The organism is Winogradskyella bathintestinalis (genome assembly GCF_030407435.1).
Lineage (GTDB): Bacteria > Bacteroidota > Bacteroidia > Flavobacteriales > Flavobacteriaceae > Winogradskyella > Winogradskyella bathintestinalis.
This window is the reverse complement of sequence record NZ_JASDDK010000001.1, coordinates 659745-680691: the sequence shown is the minus strand read 5'-3', so window position 1 is coordinate 680691 and position 20947 is coordinate 659745. Positions and strand designations below refer to the sequence as shown.

Sequence of the window (20947 nt, the reverse complement as noted above, 5' to 3'; positions counted from 1 at the left end):
CCAACTGCAACGTGTCAATATGGGAAATAGTCTATGACAATAGTAAATAAAACTATAGATTGTTTGAGTTAAGAGTCGTATGATGTAATGTTAGATAGTATCACAGTTTATATTATAATACATTCGCCCATTTAACAGTGTCTACAAGTTTCATATCGCTTTTTGAAACGTGTGTAACAAAAAAAGCCTAACTCACTAAAGTTAGGCTTTCATAATTTTGAATCTTCTCTCTCAATATTAGGGGAAGGAACAGTTTAGTGTAATTCGTTAGTTATTTAAAGCTTCAGCTCCACCAACAATCTCAAGGATTTCGTTGGTAATTGCTGCTTGCCTTGCTTTATTATAAGTTAATTTTAACTGATCTCTCAACTCCGTCGCGTTATCCGTTGCTTTATGCATTGCAGTCATACGAGCACCGTGCTCAGAAGCAAATGAATCTCTAATACCTTTGTAAAGTTGCGTCTTTAAAGACTTAGGTATTAATTCTTCAACAATTTCTAATTTAGACGGTTCAAAAATGTAATCTAAATTCACGTTTTCATCACTTTCTACCGGTACAATTGGTAAAAATTGTTCAGTTATTACAAGTTGTGTTGCAGCGTTTTTAAAGTGATTGTAAACAATCTCAATTTTATCGAACTCACCAGATACGAATTTCTCCATTAACATTTCTGCTATTTTAGAAACGTTATCAAACGTTAAGTCATCATACAACTCACTTTCGTTGGCAATAACTTTATTCGTTTTCTTAAATGCATCATTCGCCTTCTTACCAATAGCTAAATATGACACTTCTTTATTGGTATAAGTCTCATTAGTCAATTTTGAAACTTGCTTAATGATATTAGAATTAAATGCACCTGCTAAACCTCTGTTAGAAGTAATGGCAACAATAAGTACTTTTTCAACTTCGCGTTGTTCGGCATACTTACTAGCAGAATCAGCTTCTGAAGTGGCGCTCAAACTCTGAAGTAATTCAGTTAACTTATTAGAATAAGGACGCATTGCCGTAATAGCATCTTGAGCTTTCTTTAACTTAGCAGCAGATACCATTTTCATAGCACTGGTAATCTGCATGGTTGAAGACACTGATGATATTCTGTTTCTAATTTCCTTTAAATTCGCCATTCTATATAATATTAAAGACTCCTCTATACTTTAGCTGTGTTTAGCACAGTAGATATTCCGAGTAACATTAATTTAAATTTTGAGTTATGAAAGCGTAAAAACCAAGATCTCATAACTCAAAACTCATTACTTTTTTTAAGCTCTATATTTTCCTGAAAGATCTTTAGCTACTGTAGTCAACACGTCAATAACTTCATCAGTTAATTTACCTGCTTTCAGCGTATCTAATGTATCTCTATGCTTTGCATTTAAGTACTCTAAATAATCGCGTTCAAATTCTTTTACTTTCTCTACAGGAACATCTTTTAATAAGTTCTTCGATCCTGCATAAATGATAGCCACCTGATCTTCTACTTTAAAAGGATCGTTCTGCGCTTGCTTTAAAATTTCTACGTTACGCTTACCTTTATTAATTACGTTTAAGGTCACGGCATCTAAATCTGAACCAAACTTAGCAAACGCTTCTAATTCGCGGAATTGTGCTTGATCTAATTTTAAGGTACCAGATACTTTCTTCATAGATTTAATCTGAGCGTTACCACCAACACGAGATACAGAAATACCTACATTAATCGCTGGACGTACACCAGAGTTAAATAAATCACCATCTAAGAAAATCTGACCATCAGTAATAGAAATTACATTGGTAGGAATATATGCTGAAACGTCACCTGCTTGTGTTTCGATAATAGGTAAAGCTGTAAGAGAACCACCACCTTTCACTAAAGGTTTTAAAACCTCTGGTAAATCGTTCATTTCTCTAGCAATAGAATCATCGTTAATTACTTTCGCAGAACGCTCTAATAATCTTGAGTGTAAATAGAATACATCACCAGGATATGCCTCACGTCCTGGAGGACGTCTTAATAATAAAGATACTTCACGGTATGCCACGGCTTGTTTTGACAAATCATCAAACACAATTAAAGCAGGACGACCAGTATCTCTAAAATACTCTCCAATAGATGCTCCTGTAAACGGCGCATAAACTTGCATTGCAGCAGGGTCTGATGCATTCGCAGCAACTATAGTTGTGTATGCTAAAGCACCTTTTTCTTCTAAAGTTTTAGCAATTAAAGCTACTGTTGAAGCCTTCTGACCTACAGCAACATATATACAATATACAGGCTCACCTGCATCGTAAAATTCTTTTTGATTTAAGATAGCATCAATACAAACTGCAGTTTTACCTGTTTGTCTGTCACCAATCACCAACTCACGTTGTCCTCTACCAACTGGGATCATAGCATCAATTGCTTTAATTCCTGTTTGTAATGGTTCAGTTACCGGTTCTCTATAGATTACACCTGGCGCTTTACGCTCTAAAGGCATCTCATAAGTTTCACCAGCAATGGGTCCCTTACCATCGATAGGGTTACCTAAAGTATCTACTACACGACCAACGATACCTTCACCTACTTTTACAGAGGCGATACGTTCAGTACGTTTTACTGTAGAACCTTCTTTTACACCTACTGAAGTCCCTAAAAGTACAATACCTACGTTATCTTCTTCCAGGTTAAGTACGATACCTTCAGCACCACCTTCGAATTCCACTAATTCGCCATATTCTGCGTTAGCCAATCCGTAAGCACGTACAATACCATCACCTACCGTTAATACAGTTCCCACTTCGTCTAATGAAGCACTTGCTTCAAAGCCTGAAATTTGTTCTTTTAAGATTGCTGATATTTCAGCTGGTTTTACTTCTGCCATCTTTATTTAGATATTAGATATTAGGCACTCACATCGCATAGGCTCAGTGAACGAATATCGTTTAATTAAATGTAAATTCTCTTTTTAATTTATCGAGTTTATTTGCGATACTAGCATTATACTGAATATCACCAACTCTTAAAATGAAACCACCTAAAATGCTTTCATCTATAATATTTTTTACTTCTGCTTCTTTACCCGTTAATTCCTTCACCTTAGCCATTACCTTAAGTTTTAAATCCTCAGTTAAAGGTACTGCTGTAGTTACTTTTGCTATTTGTGAATCTCTTAACCTGTCGAACAATGTATTATAACTAGAAGCAACATCGTTTAAGAGTGCTAATCTTTTATTATCAATCAACGTGTCTATTAAGTTCATCGTTGATGCATTAGCGTCCTTGAATACTTTGGTAAGTACTGCTTTTTTATCAGATGATTTTACAACCGGACTTTGTAGCATTTGATTTAAATCTTCACTTCCAGCAATAGCGTTAACGATTGATTTCATATCACTATTAACCGCTTCCGCTGATTTTTGATCTGTCGCTAAACTTAAAACTGCTTTAGCATATCTTATGGCTGCTCTGTTCATATCCTTTTCAACTTTTATATTGAGTGCATTTTTAGTACGTTCAATATGACACCTTGGTTACTAATTAGTTTAAAGTTGCTTCACCTAACATAGACTCAACCAATGCCAGTTGCTTGTCTTTATCAGATAATTCTTTTCTTACTACCTTTTCTGCAATCTCTAGAGATAAACCTGCAACATGACTTTTTAATTCTGCCATAGCCGCTTTCTTTTCACTTAAAATAGCTTCTTGTGCTTGTGAAATTATTTTATTAGCTTGGTCTTGTGCTTGTGCTTCTGCATCAGCAATCATTTTAGCTTTCAATTCACGCGCTTCTTTAAGCATTGTTTCTCTTTCTAAACGTGCTTCTTGTAATAACTTTTGGTTATCAGCTTGAAGATTTGCCATTTCAAGCTTTGCTTTTTCAGCTGCATCTAAAGCTCCTTGAATACCTTCTTCTCTTTCATTTAATGATGTCAAAATTGGTTTCCAAGCAAACTTTACCATTAATGCAATCAATACCAACAAAAGTATGGTCGATACTACAAATAATCCTGGCGAAAAATCGTTTAATAATGTTTCCATCCTATTAACTAATTAGGTGTTTGTTTTTTTTTAATTTAAAAAACACGTCCTGCAACCAACCGTTACAGGATAGTGTTCTTGTAATTTTGATTTGGTTCTTATTTTCCTAAGAATAAAGCACCAAATGCTAAACCTTCTAAAAGTGCGGCAACAATAATCATTGCTGTTTGAATTTTACCTGCTGCTTCTGGTTGACGTGCAATACCTTCCATTGCTTTTCCACCAATTTGACCAAGTCCAATACCTGCTCCGATTACGATTAATCCTGCTCCAATTAAATTGTACATAGTAAATAAATTTATATAGTTAAATTAAAAAAAACTCTTGTTAAATAAAATCTCCTCTTACGTCTTCCACATCCGCTGTTTCACGCTCAAGATCATGTCCATGATCATGCTCTGCTACAGCCATACCTATAAATAATGCTGAAAGCATCGTAAAAATATAGGCTTGTAAGAATGCTACTAATAATTCTATTAATAAAAGGAAAAATGATAATACAAATGATAAACCCGTTGCACCAGCTACGCCCAAAGAATCTTTAAGTGTAAACATAATAGCAATTAAACTCATTAGTACAATATGACCTGCAGAAATATTTGCAAACAAACGCACTAGTAATGAAAACGGCTTAATGATAAAGGCTCCTACCAATTCTATAACTGCTAAAATTGGCTTAACAAAAATCGGTACTCCTGGCATCCATAAGATGTGCATCCAGTAGTCCTTATTACCACTTATAGTATAAATTACAAGTGTAAAGATTGCTAAACACGCCGTTACAGCCAGCTGACCAGTAACATTAAAACCAAGCGGTGTTAAACCTGCCATGTTTAAAATCCAAATAAAGAAAAATACAGTTAATAAATAGCCTGTAAATTTGCGATAATGCTTCTCACCAACATTAGGTCTTGAAATTTCATCACGTACATAAAGCACCAAAGGCTCTAACACACGTCCAAACCCAGTTGGAATTTGTTTCTTCTTGTATTGATTTGCCAATCTAGAAAACCAGAATAACATTAAAAGGCCTATTAATAAGATTCCAACAACACTTTTAGTAATTGAAAAATCTAAAAGCTTAGTTCCGTTTGTGGCATGATGATCCGCATCGAAATTAACAGCAGTAGCTCCTTTTTCTAATTCATATATTTTAGAATGAATCTTTGTAAACTTAAGTCCATTTTTCTCAACGATAACTTCGCCATTATCGTCATGATGAAACTCAGAAGACATAAAAGTAACTAAACCTTCCGAAGACCAAAGAATCACTGGCAACGGAAAACCAACATGCTTACGCTCACCAGAATCATCTGTATATGAGAATAAATTAAAATCGTGAGAATCTTTAAGGTGATGTAAAATATACCCTTCTACTTCTTGCTTCGTTGAAACACGACCACCATCTCCCTCTGCAATATTTGCAAAAATAGTTGTTGGCAAAATCACCAATATTGCAAGTACGAAACTTCTAAAACTTTGTTGAAATATCTTCATTATTATAAAATCAAAAAAACCTCTTCTCAAATTCCGTGCAAAAGTACGCAATTTATTAAAATAACAATGTGTTTTTATACTAATTATTCATAGCTCATCTTTATCAATGATTTTTACTACAAAAAAGACCTCCAATGCTAAGAATAAGAGCAATGGAATTAAAAGACTTAATCGTTCTGTCATATTTAACACCTCAATTTTGAAAACAGAATCCTTAAATGCTACATAGAATAAAACACCTTTTATAAATAGTGTAGGTAAGTAAATAAAACCTAGTTGAGTTTCTAAGTTCTTAATAAGTGAAAAAAATTGAAAATGGATACATATCAGTAATGAGGCCGCCGCGAAATAGACATTGGTATCCCATAGACTAAATCGAATATTTGATTTGTCCATAAGGTATTCTTGCGAAAAATGGATTAACACAAATAATACCAAAAAAGATATTATATAAACCATAAGAGCCTTAATCATCTTCCTTCGACATTTTAATGACCTGAGAAATTACCAAATACATAGATAGGAGGACTGAAATAAGCGTTATGGTGGTTTCCCAAAAATCAGTACTGTATTTGGCGTCTAGCCATTGTCCTAAATAGTTACCAAGGAAAATGGTGCCCCCCATTTGAAATGCCACAGCGGTAAACCTTATAAACTTATTTGGACCTTTATTTGCTTTCAGCTTTAACTTGTTGTTGTGGTTGTTGTAATTTGTTTGGCTCGCCTGATAAAGATTTTACAGTGCCTTTCATGCTACACGTAGCATTGAATGTTGCACCAGGCTCAACAGACAACTTATTAATATGCACTTCGCCTTCAATATGCGCAGTAGACTTTAATGATAACGTGCCCGATAAAATAAGTTTACCAGAAAATTTACCTTCAAAATCGGCATTTTCACCTTGTAAAGTTCCTTTAATATATCCCGATTTTCCAACAACCACTTTACCCGAAGTTTTCACATTACCTTCTACGGTACCGTCGATTCTAAATGGGCCTTGGCTAGCAATATCACCTACAATTTTTGTGCCTTGTGCTATAATATTTTGCTGCGTACTTGTTTCCATGGTTGCTTGTTTTGGTTTTTTGTTGTCTGAAGAAAACATGTTGATTTGGTTTTTGATTTTAAGTTACTCTAAATCTAAATATGCATTTAAGTTTTTATGTCTCTGAATTATAGCATAGTTTGGTGAAGAAATAGCAAAATAAGGTCGAGTGATTTTTGGCTTTGCGACGCGACCTCGGTTATCTTTTTCACCAGATTTAAGCAATTCGGCAAATCCATTTGCGCCTCCTATACTTTTTAATCCATGAACCACTACAAAGGTAGTGTTTTCGTCATAAACATCTTTTGAGGTGGTTAAATCAAAATAATCAATTTTAGCGACCTCTTCGTCTAATGTCTTTATAAAAGCCTCTATATCTTCACCTGCATTATTTTCGAATTGAAAAATTACATTAAACTTGTTGGCCGCATCATTAGCTACAAAATCTTTCTTTGCTAAAACCGGAAAAGCATTTGATATAATGTCTTGCGCTTTTTTTCCTGCCTCAGTATTAGCATAAGTTAGCGCAATATAATTAATGCCTTTTTTATAAGCTTCAAAACCATAAAGCCTTCCTTTTGCCGAAGCTTTTAAAATTTCGAATTTAGGTACAAAATTATCACCTTCTAATCGTTTTATTTGTGTTTCCGCTTCCGCAATTACAGCTGTATATTCCTCGTTTTCGAATTGTTTATAGAGTTTAGTATAAATAGCCTCTGGACTGTTCTCGTCTTTAGATAATTCAGATTGTGGATTTAATAAAATTTCGGCATAACGGGACTCTGGATATTCATTAATAATTGCCGTTTTCATCGCTTCCGCCTTTCGGTTTAAACCAAGTTCAACATACAGACGGTACAAATTATATTTTGAAGGCAAAATTAATCGGTCTTCAGGGTTGTTTTCCAATAGATTTTCGAACCTTGTTTTAGCCAATTCAAGCTCTTTAAATTTCTCCTTATATATGATTCCCAATTGGTAATAAGCAAAATTACGCTCCTTAGCGATGCTATCTAATTCTATTTGCTCGGTTGGTAGAGAAGCCAAATAAGTGTCGGGATTAAATCGTATATCGTCTACAACAGTATCGGTTAAACTATCATTTGCTACAGTGTTAGCCATACTGGAACGCTCACTAGAAAGTCTCCAATTATCTTGAAGCTTACGATCTCCCCAAATTTTTAAAAACTCATTTTTACCATAAGCCACCGTTGTTTGATTGTAAAAATAAAAACTGCTATTTTTATTATTGACGTTTCTAGTGGAGTTTTTGGTTTGAATGGCTTTAGATTGCGAACCCCTAGATATACTTGGTGGACCGTTGACACTTCTTACGTTTCGTGATTTTCTTTGATCAATATTAGTCATTATCGGCTGACTTGTTTGTCGCTCTAAGGCTGCTTCTTGCGCTTTTTGCGCCTCTAAAGCTCTTACCCTTTGGTCTTCTGCCAATTTTGTGTAAATCGCCAATTGTTCTGCTTTTGGAAGACTGACCATTCTTAAAATACTGTCATTGGTTTGAGCAATACCTTCATAATAAATAACGTCAACAAGATTTTCCCGTTTCTTTTTAATTACTCTGTAAGGTTTAGTATTGTCAACCATAGCAGTCATCGTAGAATCGTAATATGCTCCCGCAGTTTTATAAGAATTTCTGTCGAAATACATATTCCCCAACGTTTCGTAATTGAGAGATTTTAAGTACTTATCTGATGTTGTTTTTCGAAGTGACTTATTATAATAGACTTCCGAAAGACTGTCTGATGCCTTATGGCGGTGGTGTTCTGCAATTCTGTAATAGATTTTATCTAAAAACGGCCTGTTTTCCCTGTTTTCTTCTAATTCAGCTAAAAATTCTTCAAACTCTATTTCGTTGCCATTTAAAGCATCAAAATTGTTTGATTTTTCAATATGAGCATTAATATAGAAAGACCTTGGCACTTGGCGATGCATATCAATAATGGCGTCGAACTCTATGTTAGCACTGTCTTTTTTTCCGAATTCATTATAAATTTGTCCTTTAATAAAATGGTAACGGGCCTTTTCTCTTTTAATTTCTGTGTTTTCCGCAGCAATAGTTAGTTGGGCAAGCGCACTATCTTTAGATTCTGTGTTTAGGTAAGCCTGAGCCAAGGCTGCCGAGGCGTCTGCCAAATCTTGTCCTTCAATGTCCTCCTCCCTAAGCAGTCTAGTTAGTTTCTCAATGGCACCTACGTTATTATCTAAACGCATACTTGTTTTTTCGCGCCAGATTTTAACTTGATTTATTTTATCGCTTGTTGGATATTTATTTAAAATATTATTAAAAGCAGCCATCGCCGGGACAAAACGTTGATCGAAATAACGTGCTTGACCTAACAATAAATAGGCTTCGTCAATTTGAGGATTTTTTTCCTTACCCCCAATATTCATTCCGTGTGTCTGAATAGCTTTAATGGCTTTTTCTTCGGCACGTTCAAAATCAGCATTTTTAGTTTGTCCTGGTAGAAATATATCTTCGGACACATCCATACGCTCTATAGGCAACGGTTCCCAAAAATTTTCGGTAAACTCATCATTCACTCCCTCAATGCCTCTTTGCAAAGCAATGTTACCATTATACAACACATTATATTTTGTGCCTAAAGCATGAAATTGACGGTTAATGAATTTGTCTTTTTTGCGTGAACAGCTTTGGGTTAGGATGGCTGTGCAGAAAAGCAATAATATGATTTTGTAATAGGTTTTCAAACGTTGATTCTCTTTGGTTTATAGATAACTAATATGTGTTGAATATATTATGTTAATTGGTAAAAATACGTAGTTTTTTAATATTGAGGCTGAAATTCTAGTTGAAAATAAGATATCTCGTTGAAGCTTAAAACTATAATTCTAAAGAATATCGCAAAGCCGCAGAGACGCTAGGACCAACTCGAACTCTAAAATTATTAACAGCATGGCGCAAAATCATCAATTTTAGGAAATTCTACAGTATTACCATTATTAGAGTTATATAAGGCTAAATACGTATTAGCATTTAGCGCCTCGCTGCACTTGTCCGTGACGAGTGCAATACGCTTTTTTTAATTGCACTCGTTTATAAAAGTGCGATATACTTTGTTGCTATTATTTGCTATATTCTTAATTTTTTTCTACGGCACTCGTCGAACACGAGGGCTAGCGGGGTTTAATAAAGATTTTTAATAACCCATAAATCTGTATCCATCAATGATTTTCCAGTTTTTATTTTCCTTTCTTAATAAAAATAGACCACTTCCATTTGGATGCCTGTCTTCATAGCGTTGTAAATAACGTATTACAGCGTGAGTCTTATCTTTGTTATAATAAATTTTAGAAAAATTAAACCTATAATCTATTCCTTGATAACTTCTGTATTTGGTTAAATGTTTAGATGGATTAAAGTACGTTATGGAATCATAGTAAATTATATTTTTTCTCTTTTTTAAATTAATTTTATTTATATCGATTTTTATTTTTTGAAGGCTGTCAGAACTTGGGTTAATTGTAGCAAATATATCACGTGCTTCAATAATTTTTTTTGTGGTTTCATAATCTGGCAAATTAAGTGCTAAACTCGTATCTATTGCAATTGTTCTGAATAATTCAATATATTTAATAGTTCCCTGTTTAGCCTTAAGTGAATCTTCTCTGGTTAATGTTTTTTTTATTCTATTTTGTGGTGGTGGCCCTGGCCATAAACTTCTTGGGCTATCATAAGCAGCAATACTATCTATTACTGCGGCAATAATCTCTGTATCTTCTTGTTCTATTTTTAAATGCTCTATTGTTTTTTTCTTTCTACAAGAAAAAAACAATAGTATTAAAATTATATATTTAAATTTATTCATCGCAAAAAGTGCCTATTGCAGTAGTCTCTAGAATCTCTTCTAATTCTGAATAATAATTAATATGCTCAAATTGATTGAACTCAAGGTCATCATTATAATAGCCATCGAAACCATAATCTCTTAAACCATCCCATCCAAAACCTAGATACTGTTCTACAGGAAACCTGAATCCATCTAGTTCCCTTATGGCTTTGGTTATTGGATAAGCATATCTATCTGACAAATACGTATTTTTGTGCCTAAGCAACAACATTGATTGTTTTTTCATATATTTTAATAACCAATAAAAAAATGAGATTTCAATATTGCCCAATCATCCTTTCTTTTCTCCAACAGGAAGATAGCACCATTAGGGTAACGGTCTTCAAATCTATAGATACACCTTAGGGCTGCTCTGGTTTTCTCTTCATTATAGATGATGTTAGAAAAATTGAACCTATAATCTATATTTGTGTAACTCCTGTACTTCGTTAAATGATCTGATGGGTCGTAATAAGTAATCGAATCAAAATAAATAGCGTTTTTTACCCCTTTCAGTTTTATTCTATCAATATCTATTTTTATCTTTAAAAGACTGTCGTAAGCTTTGTCGATGGGTGAAAAGTCCTTTGTTTTAAACATATTTTCTGTAATCGCATAATCTGGTATGTCAATCACCAGACTTGTATCGATGCCAATTGTTCTAAATTCGTTAATATATCCTATAATTAACCTCCTAGCTTTAAGAGAATCTTCCTTGGTAAGTGTTTTCTTAAATCTATTTTGAGGTGGCGGTACGGGCCATAAACTTCTTGGTCTTTTATACATTGCAATACTATCAAGTACAGCACTTAAAATTTGGTGGTCACTCACTAGCTCTAATGAGTCCGAAGAGCGATTTTCTCTCTCGCTACAAGAAAATACCAATATCAGTAAAATAAAAAGTTTAAAATTATTCATCACAATTATCTCCTACTGCTGTTGTTTCTACTATTTCTGCCTTTTCTGAGTGGTAATCTATATGTTCAAATCGAATGTACTCAAGATTGTCATTATAGTAGCCATCGAAACCATAACCTCTTAAACCATCCCACACAAATCCTAAATATTTTTCTACAGGAAAGCGGAACTCATCTAAATTCCCTATTGCTCTGCATATCGGATAAAGATGTAAATTAAAGTTGTTTTATCAATTTAATCGTTTGATTATTCTTTTTAAGCTCAATATAAGTATCGGTATGCTCAATAATTTTATATTTTTCTACTTCATTTTTAATCGCTGTAGGCTTGTTAAATTTCTTTCTTAAAAAAACATCTACCTCATAGTTAAATTCAGAATTTATTTTAAAAGAATAATTACCACAACACAAATCAGATATCTCAATTTTTCTACTACCTTTTTCTTTTTTAAATTTTAGATATGCAATTCCTTCACCGTTTGATTCCACGCCATATCTCTCTTTTGAACTTCCTAAAACCGAGACATGAGCTAGTCTCTTCTTGTCTAGATTGTAAATATTAATTTTTAGTATTATAGAATCTGAAGTATTTATGTAGTTTTTAAATTTGTGATAGCTATTATCTTTTAAATCGGTTAAATCATACTGTAAAATTAAACTATCTTTTTTAATAAAATAATGTCCATTTCCATATTTATCATCGCCTAAGCTTGCCCCTGAATGATAATCAAATAACCCATTTTTATAAAACGAGTAATAATTGTAATTTTCTTGATTAGTTGCTAAACTCGAATAATTTCCGTTTAAAAGCATGTTTTGACCATAAAAAATTGCCGGCAAAACCATTATACACGATAAAAAGAGGTATTTAATTACATTCCGTTCCATTTGCGTTTTCGTTGTTTTTTTGTTCATTTATTAAAATGTCCGCTATTTCTTGTCTATCATCTTGACCAGATACTAATTCACTGAAAGCATCAACGAATGAGACAATATTACCGCTAGTATCAACTTGAAACATACCTGAATATGCCATCGATTTATAATAGTTCCATCCAAGATTTCCACCTGTACCATAATCTTTATCCACTCATAAAGTGAAACGGCTATACCATCAAGATATTGACCCATAAAATTATGATGAAATTCATTCGTACCAATTACATATCCGTTATCTTCTGCGTATCTTTCTATTTTTTCTCGATAGGAAAAATTATTAATAGATACTACATTAGAGTATAATGCATTAATATAAGCATGAACCATTTCATGTATCATTGTTCTTACAATTGACAGTTGTGTCGCATTTGCTAAATAACTATTACTAATTAAAGTTGATGCGCCTGTGGTTTCAGCATTTTTCCCTGTTAAATCACTATTAGTTATTGTATAGTCTGTATTATCGGAATTATTAAAAAGCGCAAGAATGGATTCAGCAAAATTCAACTCACCGAGGTTTGGCACTTGTACTTCAGGCTTTACAGGGTAATCCATAAAAATTCCATCCTCTAATTGAGTGAAGAGATTATTCGCACATGGGTTAAGTAAATTATTTTCAATCTTATCCTCTTCAACACAACCACCATTTGCGCCTGGAACTAGTCCTTCTGCACAATTATTAGTATCATCATCAATGAATACAAAGAGCTCTTCAACTTATCTCAATCCATATTCTTTATCAGATTTACATACAGTGATCACTACATCTTTAACTAATATTCAATAATTTACTATCTATTACTTCCCATACCCCGTTTTTTTTCTCGCAAATAATTAAACTACTAAACCCATTCAATTTACCTCTAGAAACACCTAATTTAAGAATTGCTTTATCATAATTGGGATTAAATAAAATTTCAGAGAATGACAAAACAATATCTACATTCTCAAAATTATCTAAAGTATTAGATTTTATCTCAAATAAATTAATACTTTCTCTACTCTCAATTTTAGTTAAGTTAATAAATTTTATCCTACTATAAATTTTATTAGATAGATTAATAAAAGGATAATTATCTATTATCTTTTTATTAATTTTTCCAATTTCAGAAAGAGGTTTTAGATATACTGTGAATTCTTTATCACTATTATAACCTTTAGCATACAAATCATTTATCGAATCTAACCTTTGATTTATTTCAAGCTTACCTAAAGAAGATGGTGGAGGGGTAGGAATGGGTACAACATATTCATTAATAAGTATTGAAATCAATTTATAGGCTTCTACTTCGGTAGTATCTTGTTTGTTACATCTAAACAAAATCACAAAACATAATAAAAATAAACTTCTAATTACAATTGACATCTGTATTTTGATTTACTATTGATTGATAATAATTGTAAGCAGTTTCTAATTCTGGTGATAATTTATCTTGATGATCATATTGATCTAAACTTTCCCAACCGTACCACATGTAATAATCTAAAGAATATTTATTAGAGTCAAGCTCTCTAATTGATTCTGCAATTGACTTAACATAGTTCTCTGCCATATAAGACGTGTTGTGCATCTGATATGGCATAGAATTCATTCGGATTCCCTTTTCGGGAATTAAAGTGGATTATTCTTCCTCTTCTTTTGATGCCATAGATCCACCAGCAAAATGCGCCTCCAATTCCTTTAATGTGGCAGGATTGGTTTCCAAATCTTTTATCACGTTTCCTTTTTCCAAAACCACAATGCGTTCACAGACATCCGTAACGTGCATTAAATCGTGACTAGATACTAACACGGTAACGCCTTTTTTTTGTGCTAAATCTTTTATGATTTCCTTCAATCGTATCTGTGTGGTTGGGTCTAAGTTCGCGAAAGGTTCATCAAGGATTATAACTTCAGGATTTCCGATAAGTGCTGCTACGATTCCGGCTTTCTTTTGATTCCCTTTACTTAAATCCCTTAGATATTTTTTCTGATTAAGAATTTCGTCATGGAAAAAATCTTCAAACTGTGATAATAAAGCATCAACATCTGCTTTGTTCTGTCCACGCAGTTCGCCAATAAAATAAAAATATTCTTCTGGTGTTAAATAACCGATTAAAAAGGTTTCGTCAATAAATGCTGATGTAAATGGTTTCCAGTCTTCGCTTTCATTTACTAAAATAGTGTTGTTTTTAATATGACCTGTGGTGGGCTGAATTAAGTCTAACAATAAACTAAAATACGTTGTTTTTCCTGCTCCATTGTTGCCTACAAGTCCAAAACTTTGGCCTTTAGGAATCTCTAAACTATCGATTTTTAAAACCGTGTTGCTGTTATATGTTTTTGATAAATTGGTTGTAATAATCATAATCTAATTGTTTTGTTTGTAAGCGACTAGTGTTTTATACTTTTCAGCTTTATAAATCTTCTCGATAATACTAAATACCTTGTTTTTAAATAATAATCCTATAAGTCCTGTTACCGCAACCAGAGCAAAACCTAAAACTTCGCTGTAAGCAAAATGACCGATCGCATAAATTACCATTGGTAATACCAATTTTGGAATGGTTAACAGCAACGTTTTTACATTAAAGGATTTTTTGTCGCCAAATGCTTTTTTTGCAGACGATAAATCTATTGGTGTCTTTATGTACGCGCCTCCCCAAAGTACCATGTGGGAATTTACACCAATATTATAAATGGCTCCTACCACAACAGCGGCATAAGCTTGCCAACCAAAATAGAGATAGAATGAGGCAATAAGTGTTGTGAATACCGTAGCAATAACCATAAGATACCATTTGGATTCTAAATATTCCTTATACCTAATATTCTGACTCATTAAGAGCGGATAATAAGCACTGTCCCAACTCGGCACAAACTGACCAAAGCTAAATAGGAAACCGCCCGATACAAAAATACCTGCAAAAATGCGCCAAAAAGGGCCGTCGTAGGCTTCAATACTTCCTGTAAAAAATAATAGGCCATAGAAAATAAATAGAAAGCTCATAAAGATGGTCATTTTGGAACGTTTATTACGTTTTATGAGTTTAATATCGTTTTTTAGAAAGGTTGAAATGCTACCAAAACGATTTAAATAATCCATAGTATCCGTTTCCGCGATATCCACTTTCTTTGCCAAACCAGCATCTAAATAGAAGTTGTTCCTGAAATATTTGAATGCCATTTTATACAATACAAACGCCAATATTAATGGGGTTATAGCTAAATAGGGCTGATTATAAAATGCTGAAAATAATGGTGCTGTAAATTGTGTAACATCAAAAATGTCGAAATAAAGCAGAGCGCCTAAAACTGCTATGACACCAATTACAGCGAAAAAAACAACATCTTTACTGTTAACAAAAATATTTATGAAATTGTTACAATAAACAAGTGCAAGCATTGCTAAATGCCATCCTAAAACATTTAAAAACGGATGACCTTCTATGATTAAAACAATTGAAAAAGGAATAAAAAAGAAAGCATGCCAAATATTGAAAAATGAAATCATTGTTTTATTGATTCCGAATTTAACAACTTGATCCTTCTTTAGTGGTAAATACAATAAAGGTTTAATGTTTACAATAGGCATTTTTTGTAGAAAATACTTGAAAACCAAATCGAAAATGAAATAGAAGATTAAAAATTTATTGATGATTTTTAAGGGATTTGGATCTACCATATCCTCAATAATGTAGTACGCGCCAATTCCTAATCCCAAAGCATACAATATCATAAAAAATGCCCCAGCAATCATTAAGATTTTTAGTGCGAGGTTGACTTTAAATGACGCTGAACGTGTAAACGCTTTCCATTCGAGATTAATAAATTGTTTTATCATAGTGTTATGATGGATTGGTTTGTTAGATAAGTAGTGAAAAGTTGAAATTTGTTACAAACTAAACTCTGGATAGGTTTCTTTGAGTAGTTTTTCGGCTTTATTTGGAATGAGTTCTAGGCTGATATAATTGATTAGGACAACCGCAGTGAAAGCTACTGAAAAACCAATAATGGCATAAATATTATCTAAATATCTATCTGACATTATAAAAATATTTCCAATTTGCGAAATAAATATCATGGCAGCACCTCCAGCTTGTTTAAAAATCAATTCTTCGAGCATCCATTTTTTGTTAGATATTTTTTTTCTGTGATTAAATTGTTTTTTAAGCTTAATACCTTTAAATATAGACCAAATGGCAATAATTAGAAAAAAAGTAAAAACTAAAACAGATACAAATCTTGATGAAAAGGCGAAGTAAAACACCAGAAATAAGGTAATTGTTGCTACGAATTGCGGCAACTCAAACCATTTTTTGAGTTCGGTCCAAAAATAACGCATATAACGTTTATTCATCGCTTTCCCTTTCTGCTCAATAGCATCCATAAAACCAAATATGCCGAATTTCTTGAAAGCTCTGTTTTTAGCGTCTTCAAATAATAATTGAGGTTCTACTTGCCATTGCGATTCAATATCGTTGGCTAAATGGTCAACGAGTTCGGTTTGCAAATCGTAATGCTCCACATAATGCTCTCTTGTGAAGGTGTAGAGTTGTTTTATTTGAGGTTCGGTGAGTTTCATTTTTTCTTTTTAGAATTCAGAAAAGGATAATTACATACTAAATTGTGGATATGTATCTTTTAGCAATTCTTCCGCTTTGTTAGGAATGACTTCAAAACTTATATAATTGATTAACATTAAGACTGTAAATAATAGTGACATAAAAAGTAGTCCATAAACAGACTTAACTGAATCATTGAGTATAAAAATATTTTGCAAATGCAATAAAAAAAGAAATGAAACATAGCCAGCCTGTTTAAAAATTAACTCTTCTAAGAGCCACTTTTTATTCGTCATCTTCCTTCTTTTTATAAATTTTCTGTGCAATATGAAACCTTTAACCATACACCAAAGGGCTACAAATACATAAAGTGAAATAGAGAAAAGTTTAACATAACTTGAAGCGAGTGCAAAATAAATCAATACAAACAGAGTAATTGTTGCAATTATCTGTGGCAGTTTGAACCATTGTTTCAATTCACGCCATAAATAATATCTATAGCGTTTATTCATGGTTTTTTGTCTTTGCTCAATAGCATCCATAAAACCAAAAACGCCAAATTTTTTGAAGGCTTTGTTTTTAGCGTCTTCAAAACTAAGTTTAGGTTGCTTTTGCCATTGGGTTTCAATATCATTGGCTAAATGGTCAACGAGTTCGGTTTGTAAATCGTAATGCTCCACAAAATGTTGTCTTGTGAAGGCGTAAAGATCTTCTATTTGAGGTTCGGTGAGTTTCATTTTAGACAACACTTTTAAATCGGCTTTCATAATCCACAAATAGTTTTATACTTATTATTACCAATATCAACATTAATGTTAGTGCTATACTTGCACTCCCAATTGTCCAGAATAAATCACTTGTTCCGTTTATGTCTTTTGTTCTACTAATAAAGATATTAGGCAATTGGTAAAAAGCTAAAAAAGGAAATGCTAAGCGTTCTACTACTGAGAATCTTTTATTCTGTCTTACACCTTGATAAACGACATAGGTTAGGATAAATCCAGTAAATCCAACGAGCGGAATTATAGAAATAAACTGCCTAAACGTTTCTATGGAATAATTTTGAAATAAGGCATCAAACCCAATACAAGATGCTAAAAAAAGTAAAGGTGTAAGTGGGTTTTTAAGCTGTTTCACAAAGGTTTTCCATATTTTTTTATCAGCGGATTTTAAAAATTGTTTATTATCATCTAAAAGTTGTGCTTTGTTTTCAACCATGTAATCTTTAAAAATGTCATAAAAACTTCTTGTATCACCAGCTTCTATTCTGTTTTCAATGTCTGAAGCTACGTGATCAATCATTTCCATTCTTATATCAACGTAAATAACTTCAGAATTCTCTAGGTAGTTATCTATAAATTGTATGTCTTCTTTTGTTAGTTTCATTTTCTAAATAAAGTTAGACCTACTAGGTTTTAAAAACCTAGTAGGTCTGAAATATTTTAAGCCAATTTAGGATTCACCAAAGCTTGCATCGTCTTTATATATTCCGCTAATTCTTCCAATTTATTAACGGTTTCTTTGGTGCCAGTTTCTGTGAGTTTGTAGTATTTGCGTAATCGATTATCGACTTTCGCGACCTCAACATCCAGCAAACCTTCGGCTTCTAATTTGTGTAACGCAGGATATAATGCACCTTCCGTGATTTTTAGTTCGCCTTTAGTCAATGCTTTTACCTTTTGGGTAATTTCATAACCATACATTTTATCGTGCTCATTTAATAACTTTAAAATGATGGTGGTTAAACTGCCTTTGTATAATTTTGAGTTGCTCATCGTATTACGAATATATACATAATTTTCTTATGTATAAGAATTTTAGGTATGTTGCGTATAAAAAAATACATGTCAGATTCCAAAAATCTCTCAGCTCTATAGAAGATTGTTTATCTTTGCGAAAAATTATTTTTAATGTCACAATTTCATTCACTCACTATAAAATCCATTGATAAGGTAACCAACAATTCAGTTGCCATTACTTTTGATATTCCTGAAACGCTTAAGGACAAATTCCGTTTTAAAGCCGGACAGTATATTACCTTAAAGACCACTATTAATGGCGATGATATTCGTAGAGATTATTCTATTTGTGCCTCTCAAAACAGTGGAAATGTAACTGTTGCCGTAAAAGCGGTAGAAGGAGGTACATTCTCTATTTATGCCAATACAACTTTAAAAGCCGGTGACACCTTAGAGGTTGCAGAACCCAATGGCCGTTTTACGTTTGACGCTAATGCAGCTAAAACCAGAACTATTGCTGCTTTTGCTGCAGGAAGTGGTATTACACCAGTTCTCAGTATTGCTAAAACCCTTTTAGAAGAAGAACCGTTTAGTAATTTTATATTGGTTTATGGTAACAAAACTTTGGCTGATGCCATGTTTATAGATGAGTTATTGCAACTAAAAAAACAATACGACAATCGTTTTCATGCTCACTTCATTTACAGTCAGGCACAAGAAGAAGATGCCTTATTTGGGAGAATTGAAAAAAGCACCGTTAATCTCATTGTAAAAAATAAATACAAAGATGTTACCATTGAACAGTTCTATCTCTGTGGACCGGAGCAAATGATTAATACTGTTAATGATGTGTTGATTGAGAATGGAGTAAAAAAACAAGCCATTAAATTCGAATTGTTTACACCGCCTGTTGAAGAAAGTGCTGCAGTTGTTTCAGATTTACCTTCTGGTGAAACTAAAATTAAGGTTGTTGTTGACGATGAAGAATTTGAATTCAACATGTCGAAAAAACAAACTATTCTTGAAGCGTCATTAAAGCAAGATATTGATGCGCCTTATTCGTGTCAAGGTGGCATTTGTAGTAGCTGTATCGCAAAAATCACAGAAGGAACTGCTGAAATGCGCCAGAATAATATATTAACCGATGGTGAAGTTGCAGAAGGGTTGATATTGACTTGCCAAGCACATCCGACTTCAGCTCATGTTGCTGTAGATTATGATGATGTTTAGGAAATAAATCGCAAATTAAGACCGCTACGCTTTTAGAATCAAGAATTCGGACTTATTAGGTTTTTTAATTACGAAGTCTTATCGTTGGTTATAAATTCTAATAGGTCTTTTTTATTTGGAAAAAAATTAAGGTTTCTTTGTTCCGCATTAAATGACAGATGCTACTTTAGCAACTATTTTTTCTACTGAAACACTGCCAGCCGCATCCTCGTAACCTTCAGGAAATTTATTTCCGTAGATTGAAGTTGGGATTAATGGGAATTTTACTCTATCCGCCGTTAATGCAAAATCCTCACGCTGATTGAAAGGTGCAAAGCCTGCAAATGGATGTGTCACACCCCAAATGGTGATTACTTTTTGCCCCAACATGGCTGCAATATGCGCGTTGCCTGAATCCATAGCTAGCATAAGATTCAAATTTGAAATCAGTACTAACTCATCTTCGAGGTTTAATTTTCCTGCTACTGATTTTACAGTGGTGAATTTGCTTTCAAGTTGATTTAAAATTTCAATTTCATTTTTACCTCCTCCAAATAAAATTATATTGTAATCTTTAGACAGTGTTTCAATTACGCTTTCCATTTGCGCTAAAGGATACATTTTACTTTGGTGTGCTGCAAAAGGTGCAATTCCTATAGTCTTTAAATTTTTGTTTGAAATAAAAGTCTTTAGATTTTCGGACCATGGTTTTGGTTTCGGAAATGTAGGTTCTGATAAATCAATTGAAAAACCTAATGCTTCAAAAACGTCCCCATAACGTTGGTGTGTCGTTTTTAATGCCGTAAAATTTTTTCCGGTGGTAAGCGCTTTTTTATCGGCTCTGCCTTTATCTAACTGTACCACTTTCTTTCCAAAAAAAAAGAATTTTAGAATTTTGCTTCGTAGTACATTGTGCAAATCTGCAACGACATCAAAACCTAGAGCTTTTAATTCTTTCGCCAATTTATACAGTCCTAAGATGCCCTTGTGTTTGCCTTTTAAATCTGCTTCGTAAACACTTACATTTTCTAAATCGTTAAAGAATGGTTTAAAAAATGCCTTCGTAACGACTGTAATTTTTAGGTCTCGATGTTGCTCAGATAGCGCCCTTAAAACAGGAATCGTCATCGCCACGTCTCCCATGGCAGAAAACCTAAGGACTAATATGTGTTTTGGTTTTGGCAT

General features: G+C 33.2%; 27 protein-coding genes. 2 read left to right on the top strand and 25 right to left on the bottom strand.

Features of this window, described 5'->3' with window-relative positions; all coding sequences use genetic code 11:
• Positions 1-267 precede the first annotated feature (267 nt).
• The 16 genes from atpG to QMA06_RS02675 all read right to left on the bottom strand — a co-directional run bounded on the left by atpG (position 268) and on the right by QMA06_RS02675 (position 12824).
• Positions 268-1128 (bottom strand): ATP synthase F1 subunit gamma, encoded by an 861-nt coding sequence (atpG, locus tag QMA06_RS02750; RefSeq protein WP_290205320.1) that lies wholly within the window; start codon positions 1126-1128, stop codon positions 268-270.
• A 135-nt stretch (positions 1129-1263) separates the two neighbouring features.
• On the bottom strand, positions 1264-2844 hold the full coding sequence (gene atpA, locus QMA06_RS02745) for a F0F1 ATP synthase subunit alpha (RefSeq protein ID WP_290205319.1): 1581 nt from the start codon (positions 2842-2844) through the stop codon (positions 1264-1266).
• A 61-nt stretch (positions 2845-2905) separates the two neighbouring features.
• Positions 2906-3436, bottom strand: a complete 531-nt coding sequence (atpH, locus tag QMA06_RS02740; protein ID WP_290205318.1) for an ATP synthase F1 subunit delta — start codon at positions 3434-3436, stop codon at positions 2906-2908.
• Positions 3437-3500: 64 nt separating this feature from the next.
• Positions 3501-4001: a F0F1 ATP synthase subunit B gene (locus tag QMA06_RS02735; RefSeq protein ID WP_290205317.1), complete on the bottom strand. Its 501-nt coding sequence runs from the start codon at positions 3999-4001 to the stop codon at positions 3501-3503.
• A gap of 98 nt (positions 4002-4099) precedes the next feature.
• Positions 4100-4288 carry an ATP synthase F0 subunit C gene (atpE, locus tag QMA06_RS02730; protein ID WP_290205316.1) on the bottom strand — a complete coding sequence of 63 codons (189 nt, stop codon included), beginning with the start codon at positions 4286-4288 and terminating at the stop codon, positions 4100-4102.
• Positions 4289-4328: 40 nt separating this feature from the next.
• Complete coding sequence (gene atpB, locus QMA06_RS02725) at positions 4329-5498, bottom strand: F0F1 ATP synthase subunit A (protein ID WP_290205315.1); 1170 nt, start codon at positions 5496-5498, stop codon at positions 4329-4331.
• An 87-nt stretch (positions 5499-5585) separates the two neighbouring features.
• Positions 5586-5957: a DUF6168 family protein gene (locus tag QMA06_RS02720; protein WP_290205756.1), complete on the bottom strand. Its 372-nt coding sequence runs from the start codon at positions 5955-5957 to the stop codon at positions 5586-5588.
• Positions 5958-5964: 7 nt separating this feature from the next.
• Complete coding sequence (locus QMA06_RS02715) at positions 5965-6150, bottom strand: AtpZ/AtpI family protein (RefSeq protein ID WP_290205755.1); 186 nt, start codon at positions 6148-6150, stop codon at positions 5965-5967.
• A 16-nt stretch (positions 6151-6166) separates the two neighbouring features.
• A complete protein-coding gene (locus tag QMA06_RS02710; protein ID WP_290205314.1) occupies positions 6167-6604 on the bottom strand; it encodes a bactofilin family protein in 438 nt (145 codons plus the stop codon).
• Between the two features lie 24 nt (positions 6605-6628).
• Complete coding sequence (gene porW, locus QMA06_RS02705) at positions 6629-9247, bottom strand: type IX secretion system periplasmic lipoprotein PorW/SprE (protein WP_290205313.1); 2619 nt, start codon at positions 9245-9247, stop codon at positions 6629-6631.
• Positions 9248-9723: 476 nt separating this feature from the next.
• Positions 9724-10392 (bottom strand): hypothetical protein, encoded by a 669-nt coding sequence (locus QMA06_RS02700; protein WP_290205312.1) that lies wholly within the window; start codon positions 10390-10392, stop codon positions 9724-9726.
• A complete protein-coding gene (locus tag QMA06_RS02695) occupies positions 10385-10660 on the bottom strand; it encodes a hypothetical protein (protein WP_290205311.1) in 276 nt (91 codons plus the stop codon). Before QMA06_RS02695 ends, QMA06_RS02700 begins: the two co-directional genes overlap by 8 nt.
• 5 nt (positions 10661-10665) lie before the next feature.
• Positions 10666-11244: a hypothetical protein gene (locus QMA06_RS02690; RefSeq protein WP_290205310.1), complete on the bottom strand. Its 579-nt coding sequence runs from the start codon at positions 11242-11244 to the stop codon at positions 10666-10668.
• 79 nt (positions 11245-11323) lie between these two features.
• On the bottom strand, positions 11324-11467 hold the full coding sequence (locus QMA06_RS02685) for a hypothetical protein (RefSeq protein WP_290205309.1): 144 nt from the start codon (positions 11465-11467) through the stop codon (positions 11324-11326).
• 79 nt (positions 11468-11546) lie between these two features.
• A complete protein-coding gene (locus tag QMA06_RS02680) occupies positions 11547-12143 on the bottom strand; it encodes a hypothetical protein (protein ID WP_290205308.1) in 597 nt (198 codons plus the stop codon).
• A 147-nt stretch (positions 12144-12290) separates the two neighbouring features.
• On the bottom strand, positions 12291-12824 hold the full coding sequence (locus tag QMA06_RS02675) for a hypothetical protein (protein ID WP_290205307.1): 534 nt from the start codon (positions 12822-12824) through the stop codon (positions 12291-12293).
• Between the two features lie 22 nt (positions 12825-12846).
• Between QMA06_RS02675 and QMA06_RS02670 the strand changes: the two genes are divergently transcribed.
• A complete protein-coding gene (locus QMA06_RS02670; RefSeq protein ID WP_290205306.1) occupies positions 12847-13056 on the top strand; it encodes a hypothetical protein in 210 nt (69 codons plus the stop codon).
• On the opposite strand, the gene QMA06_RS02665 is transcribed toward QMA06_RS02670, so the two are convergent.
• From QMA06_RS02665 to QMA06_RS02630, 8 genes are read right to left on the bottom strand one after another with little or no spacing between them, the layout of a single operon-like run.
• Entirely contained in the window at positions 13039-13635 is a 597-nt protein-coding gene (locus tag QMA06_RS02665; protein ID WP_290205305.1) for a hypothetical protein, read from the bottom strand. The two genes, QMA06_RS02670 and QMA06_RS02665, sit on opposite strands and share 18 nt — an antisense overlap.
• Positions 13619-13861: a hypothetical protein gene (locus tag QMA06_RS02660; RefSeq protein WP_290205304.1), complete on the bottom strand. Its 243-nt coding sequence runs from the start codon at positions 13859-13861 to the stop codon at positions 13619-13621. Before QMA06_RS02660 ends, QMA06_RS02665 begins: the two co-directional genes overlap by 17 nt.
• 30 nt (positions 13862-13891) lie before the next feature.
• On the bottom strand, positions 13892-14617 hold the full coding sequence (locus QMA06_RS02655; protein WP_290205303.1) for an ABC transporter ATP-binding protein: 726 nt from the start codon (positions 14615-14617) through the stop codon (positions 13892-13894).
• A gap of 3 nt (positions 14618-14620) precedes the next feature.
• Entirely contained in the window at positions 14621-16093 is a 1473-nt protein-coding gene (locus tag QMA06_RS02650; RefSeq protein WP_290205302.1) for a DUF5687 family protein, read from the bottom strand.
• Positions 16094-16144: 51 nt separating this feature from the next.
• A complete protein-coding gene (locus QMA06_RS02645) occupies positions 16145-16834 on the bottom strand; it encodes a hypothetical protein (RefSeq protein WP_290205301.1) in 690 nt (229 codons plus the stop codon).
• A 30-nt stretch (positions 16835-16864) separates the two neighbouring features.
• A complete protein-coding gene (locus QMA06_RS02640; RefSeq protein ID WP_290205300.1) occupies positions 16865-17581 on the bottom strand; it encodes a hypothetical protein in 717 nt (238 codons plus the stop codon).
• Positions 17553-18200: a hypothetical protein gene (locus QMA06_RS02635; protein ID WP_290205299.1), complete on the bottom strand. Its 648-nt coding sequence runs from the start codon at positions 18198-18200 to the stop codon at positions 17553-17555. The genes QMA06_RS02640 and QMA06_RS02635 overlap by 29 nt, the downstream gene beginning before the upstream one ends.
• 56 nt (positions 18201-18256) lie before the next feature.
• Positions 18257-18589 carry a PadR family transcriptional regulator gene (locus QMA06_RS02630; RefSeq protein WP_179337539.1) on the bottom strand — a complete coding sequence of 111 codons (333 nt, stop codon included), beginning with the start codon at positions 18587-18589 and terminating at the stop codon, positions 18257-18259.
• A gap of 135 nt (positions 18590-18724) precedes the next feature.
• Between QMA06_RS02630 and QMA06_RS02625 the strand changes: the two genes are divergently transcribed.
• Positions 18725-19783 (top strand): ferredoxin--NADP reductase, encoded by a 1059-nt coding sequence (locus QMA06_RS02625; RefSeq protein WP_290205298.1) that lies wholly within the window; start codon positions 18725-18727, stop codon positions 19781-19783.
• 147 nt (positions 19784-19930) lie between these two features.
• Here the strand turns inward: QMA06_RS02625 and QMA06_RS02620 are convergent, their stop codons facing one another.
• Entirely contained in the window at positions 19931-20947 is a 1017-nt protein-coding gene (locus QMA06_RS02620; RefSeq protein WP_290205297.1) for a glycosyltransferase family 9 protein, read from the bottom strand.

Excerpts from the sequence above, each read along its gene's own strand:
- atpG (WP_290205320.1), bottom strand. The coding sequence starts at position 1,128 with ATGGCGAATTTAAAGGAAATTAGAAACAGAATATCATCAGTGTCTTCA.
- atpA (WP_290205319.1), bottom strand. The coding sequence starts at position 2,844 with ATGGCAGAAGTAAAACCAGCTGAAATATCAGCAATCTTAAAAGAACAA.
- atpH (WP_290205318.1), bottom strand. The coding sequence starts at position 3,436 with ATGAACAGAGCAGCCATAAGATATGCTAAAGCAGTTTTAAGTTTAGCG.
- QMA06_RS02735 (WP_290205317.1), bottom strand. The coding sequence starts at position 4,001 with ATGGAAACATTATTAAACGATTTTTCGCCAGGATTATTTGTAGTATCG.
- atpE (WP_290205316.1), bottom strand. The coding sequence starts at position 4,288 with ATGTACAATTTAATTGGAGCAGGATTAATCGTAATCGGAGCAGGTATT.
- atpB (WP_290205315.1), bottom strand. The coding sequence starts at position 5,498 with ATGAAGATATTTCAACAAAGTTTTAGAAGTTTCGTACTTGCAATATTG.
- QMA06_RS02720 (WP_290205756.1), bottom strand. The coding sequence starts at position 5,957 with ATGGTTTATATAATATCTTTTTTGGTATTATTTGTGTTAATCCATTTT.
- QMA06_RS02710 (WP_290205314.1), bottom strand. The coding sequence starts at position 6,604 with ATGTTTTCTTCAGACAACAAAAAACCAAAACAAGCAACCATGGAAACA.
- QMA06_RS02700 (WP_290205312.1), bottom strand. The coding sequence starts at position 10,392 with ATGAATAAATTTAAATATATAATTTTAATACTATTGTTTTTTTCTTGT.
- QMA06_RS02695 (WP_290205311.1), bottom strand. The coding sequence starts at position 10,660 with ATGAAAAAACAATCAATGTTGTTGCTTAGGCACAAAAATACGTATTTG.
- QMA06_RS02680 (WP_290205308.1), bottom strand. The coding sequence starts at position 12,143 with ATGCTTTTAAACGGAAATTATTCGAGTTTAGCAACTAATCAAGAAAAT.
- QMA06_RS02675 (WP_290205307.1), bottom strand. The coding sequence starts at position 12,824 with ATGGATTACCCTGTAAAGCCTGAAGTACAAGTGCCAAACCTCGGTGAG.
- QMA06_RS02665 (WP_290205305.1), bottom strand. The coding sequence starts at position 13,635 with ATGTCAATTGTAATTAGAAGTTTATTTTTATTATGTTTTGTGATTTTG.
- QMA06_RS02660 (WP_290205304.1), bottom strand. The coding sequence starts at position 13,861 with ATGAATTCTATGCCATATCAGATGCACAACACGTCTTATATGGCAGAG.
- QMA06_RS02655 (WP_290205303.1), bottom strand. The coding sequence starts at position 14,617 with ATGATTATTACAACCAATTTATCAAAAACATATAACAGCAACACGGTT.
- QMA06_RS02650 (WP_290205302.1), bottom strand. The coding sequence starts at position 16,093 with ATGATAAAACAATTTATTAATCTCGAATGGAAAGCGTTTACACGTTCA.
- QMA06_RS02645 (WP_290205301.1), bottom strand. The coding sequence starts at position 16,834 with ATGAAACTCACCGAACCTCAAATAAAACAACTCTACACCTTCACAAGA.
- QMA06_RS02640 (WP_290205300.1), bottom strand. The coding sequence starts at position 17,581 with ATGAAAGCCGATTTAAAAGTGTTGTCTAAAATGAAACTCACCGAACCT.
- QMA06_RS02635 (WP_290205299.1), bottom strand. The coding sequence starts at position 18,200 with ATGAAACTAACAAAAGAAGACATACAATTTATAGATAACTACCTAGAG.
- QMA06_RS02630 (WP_179337539.1), bottom strand. The coding sequence starts at position 18,589 with ATGAGCAACTCAAAATTATACAAAGGCAGTTTAACCACCATCATTTTA.
- QMA06_RS02625 (WP_290205298.1), top strand. The coding sequence starts at position 18,725 with ATGTCACAATTTCATTCACTCACTATAAAATCCATTGATAAGGTAACC.
- QMA06_RS02620 (WP_290205297.1), bottom strand. The coding sequence starts at position 20,947 with ATGCCAAAACCAAAACACATATTAGTCCTTAGGTTTTCTGCCATGGGA.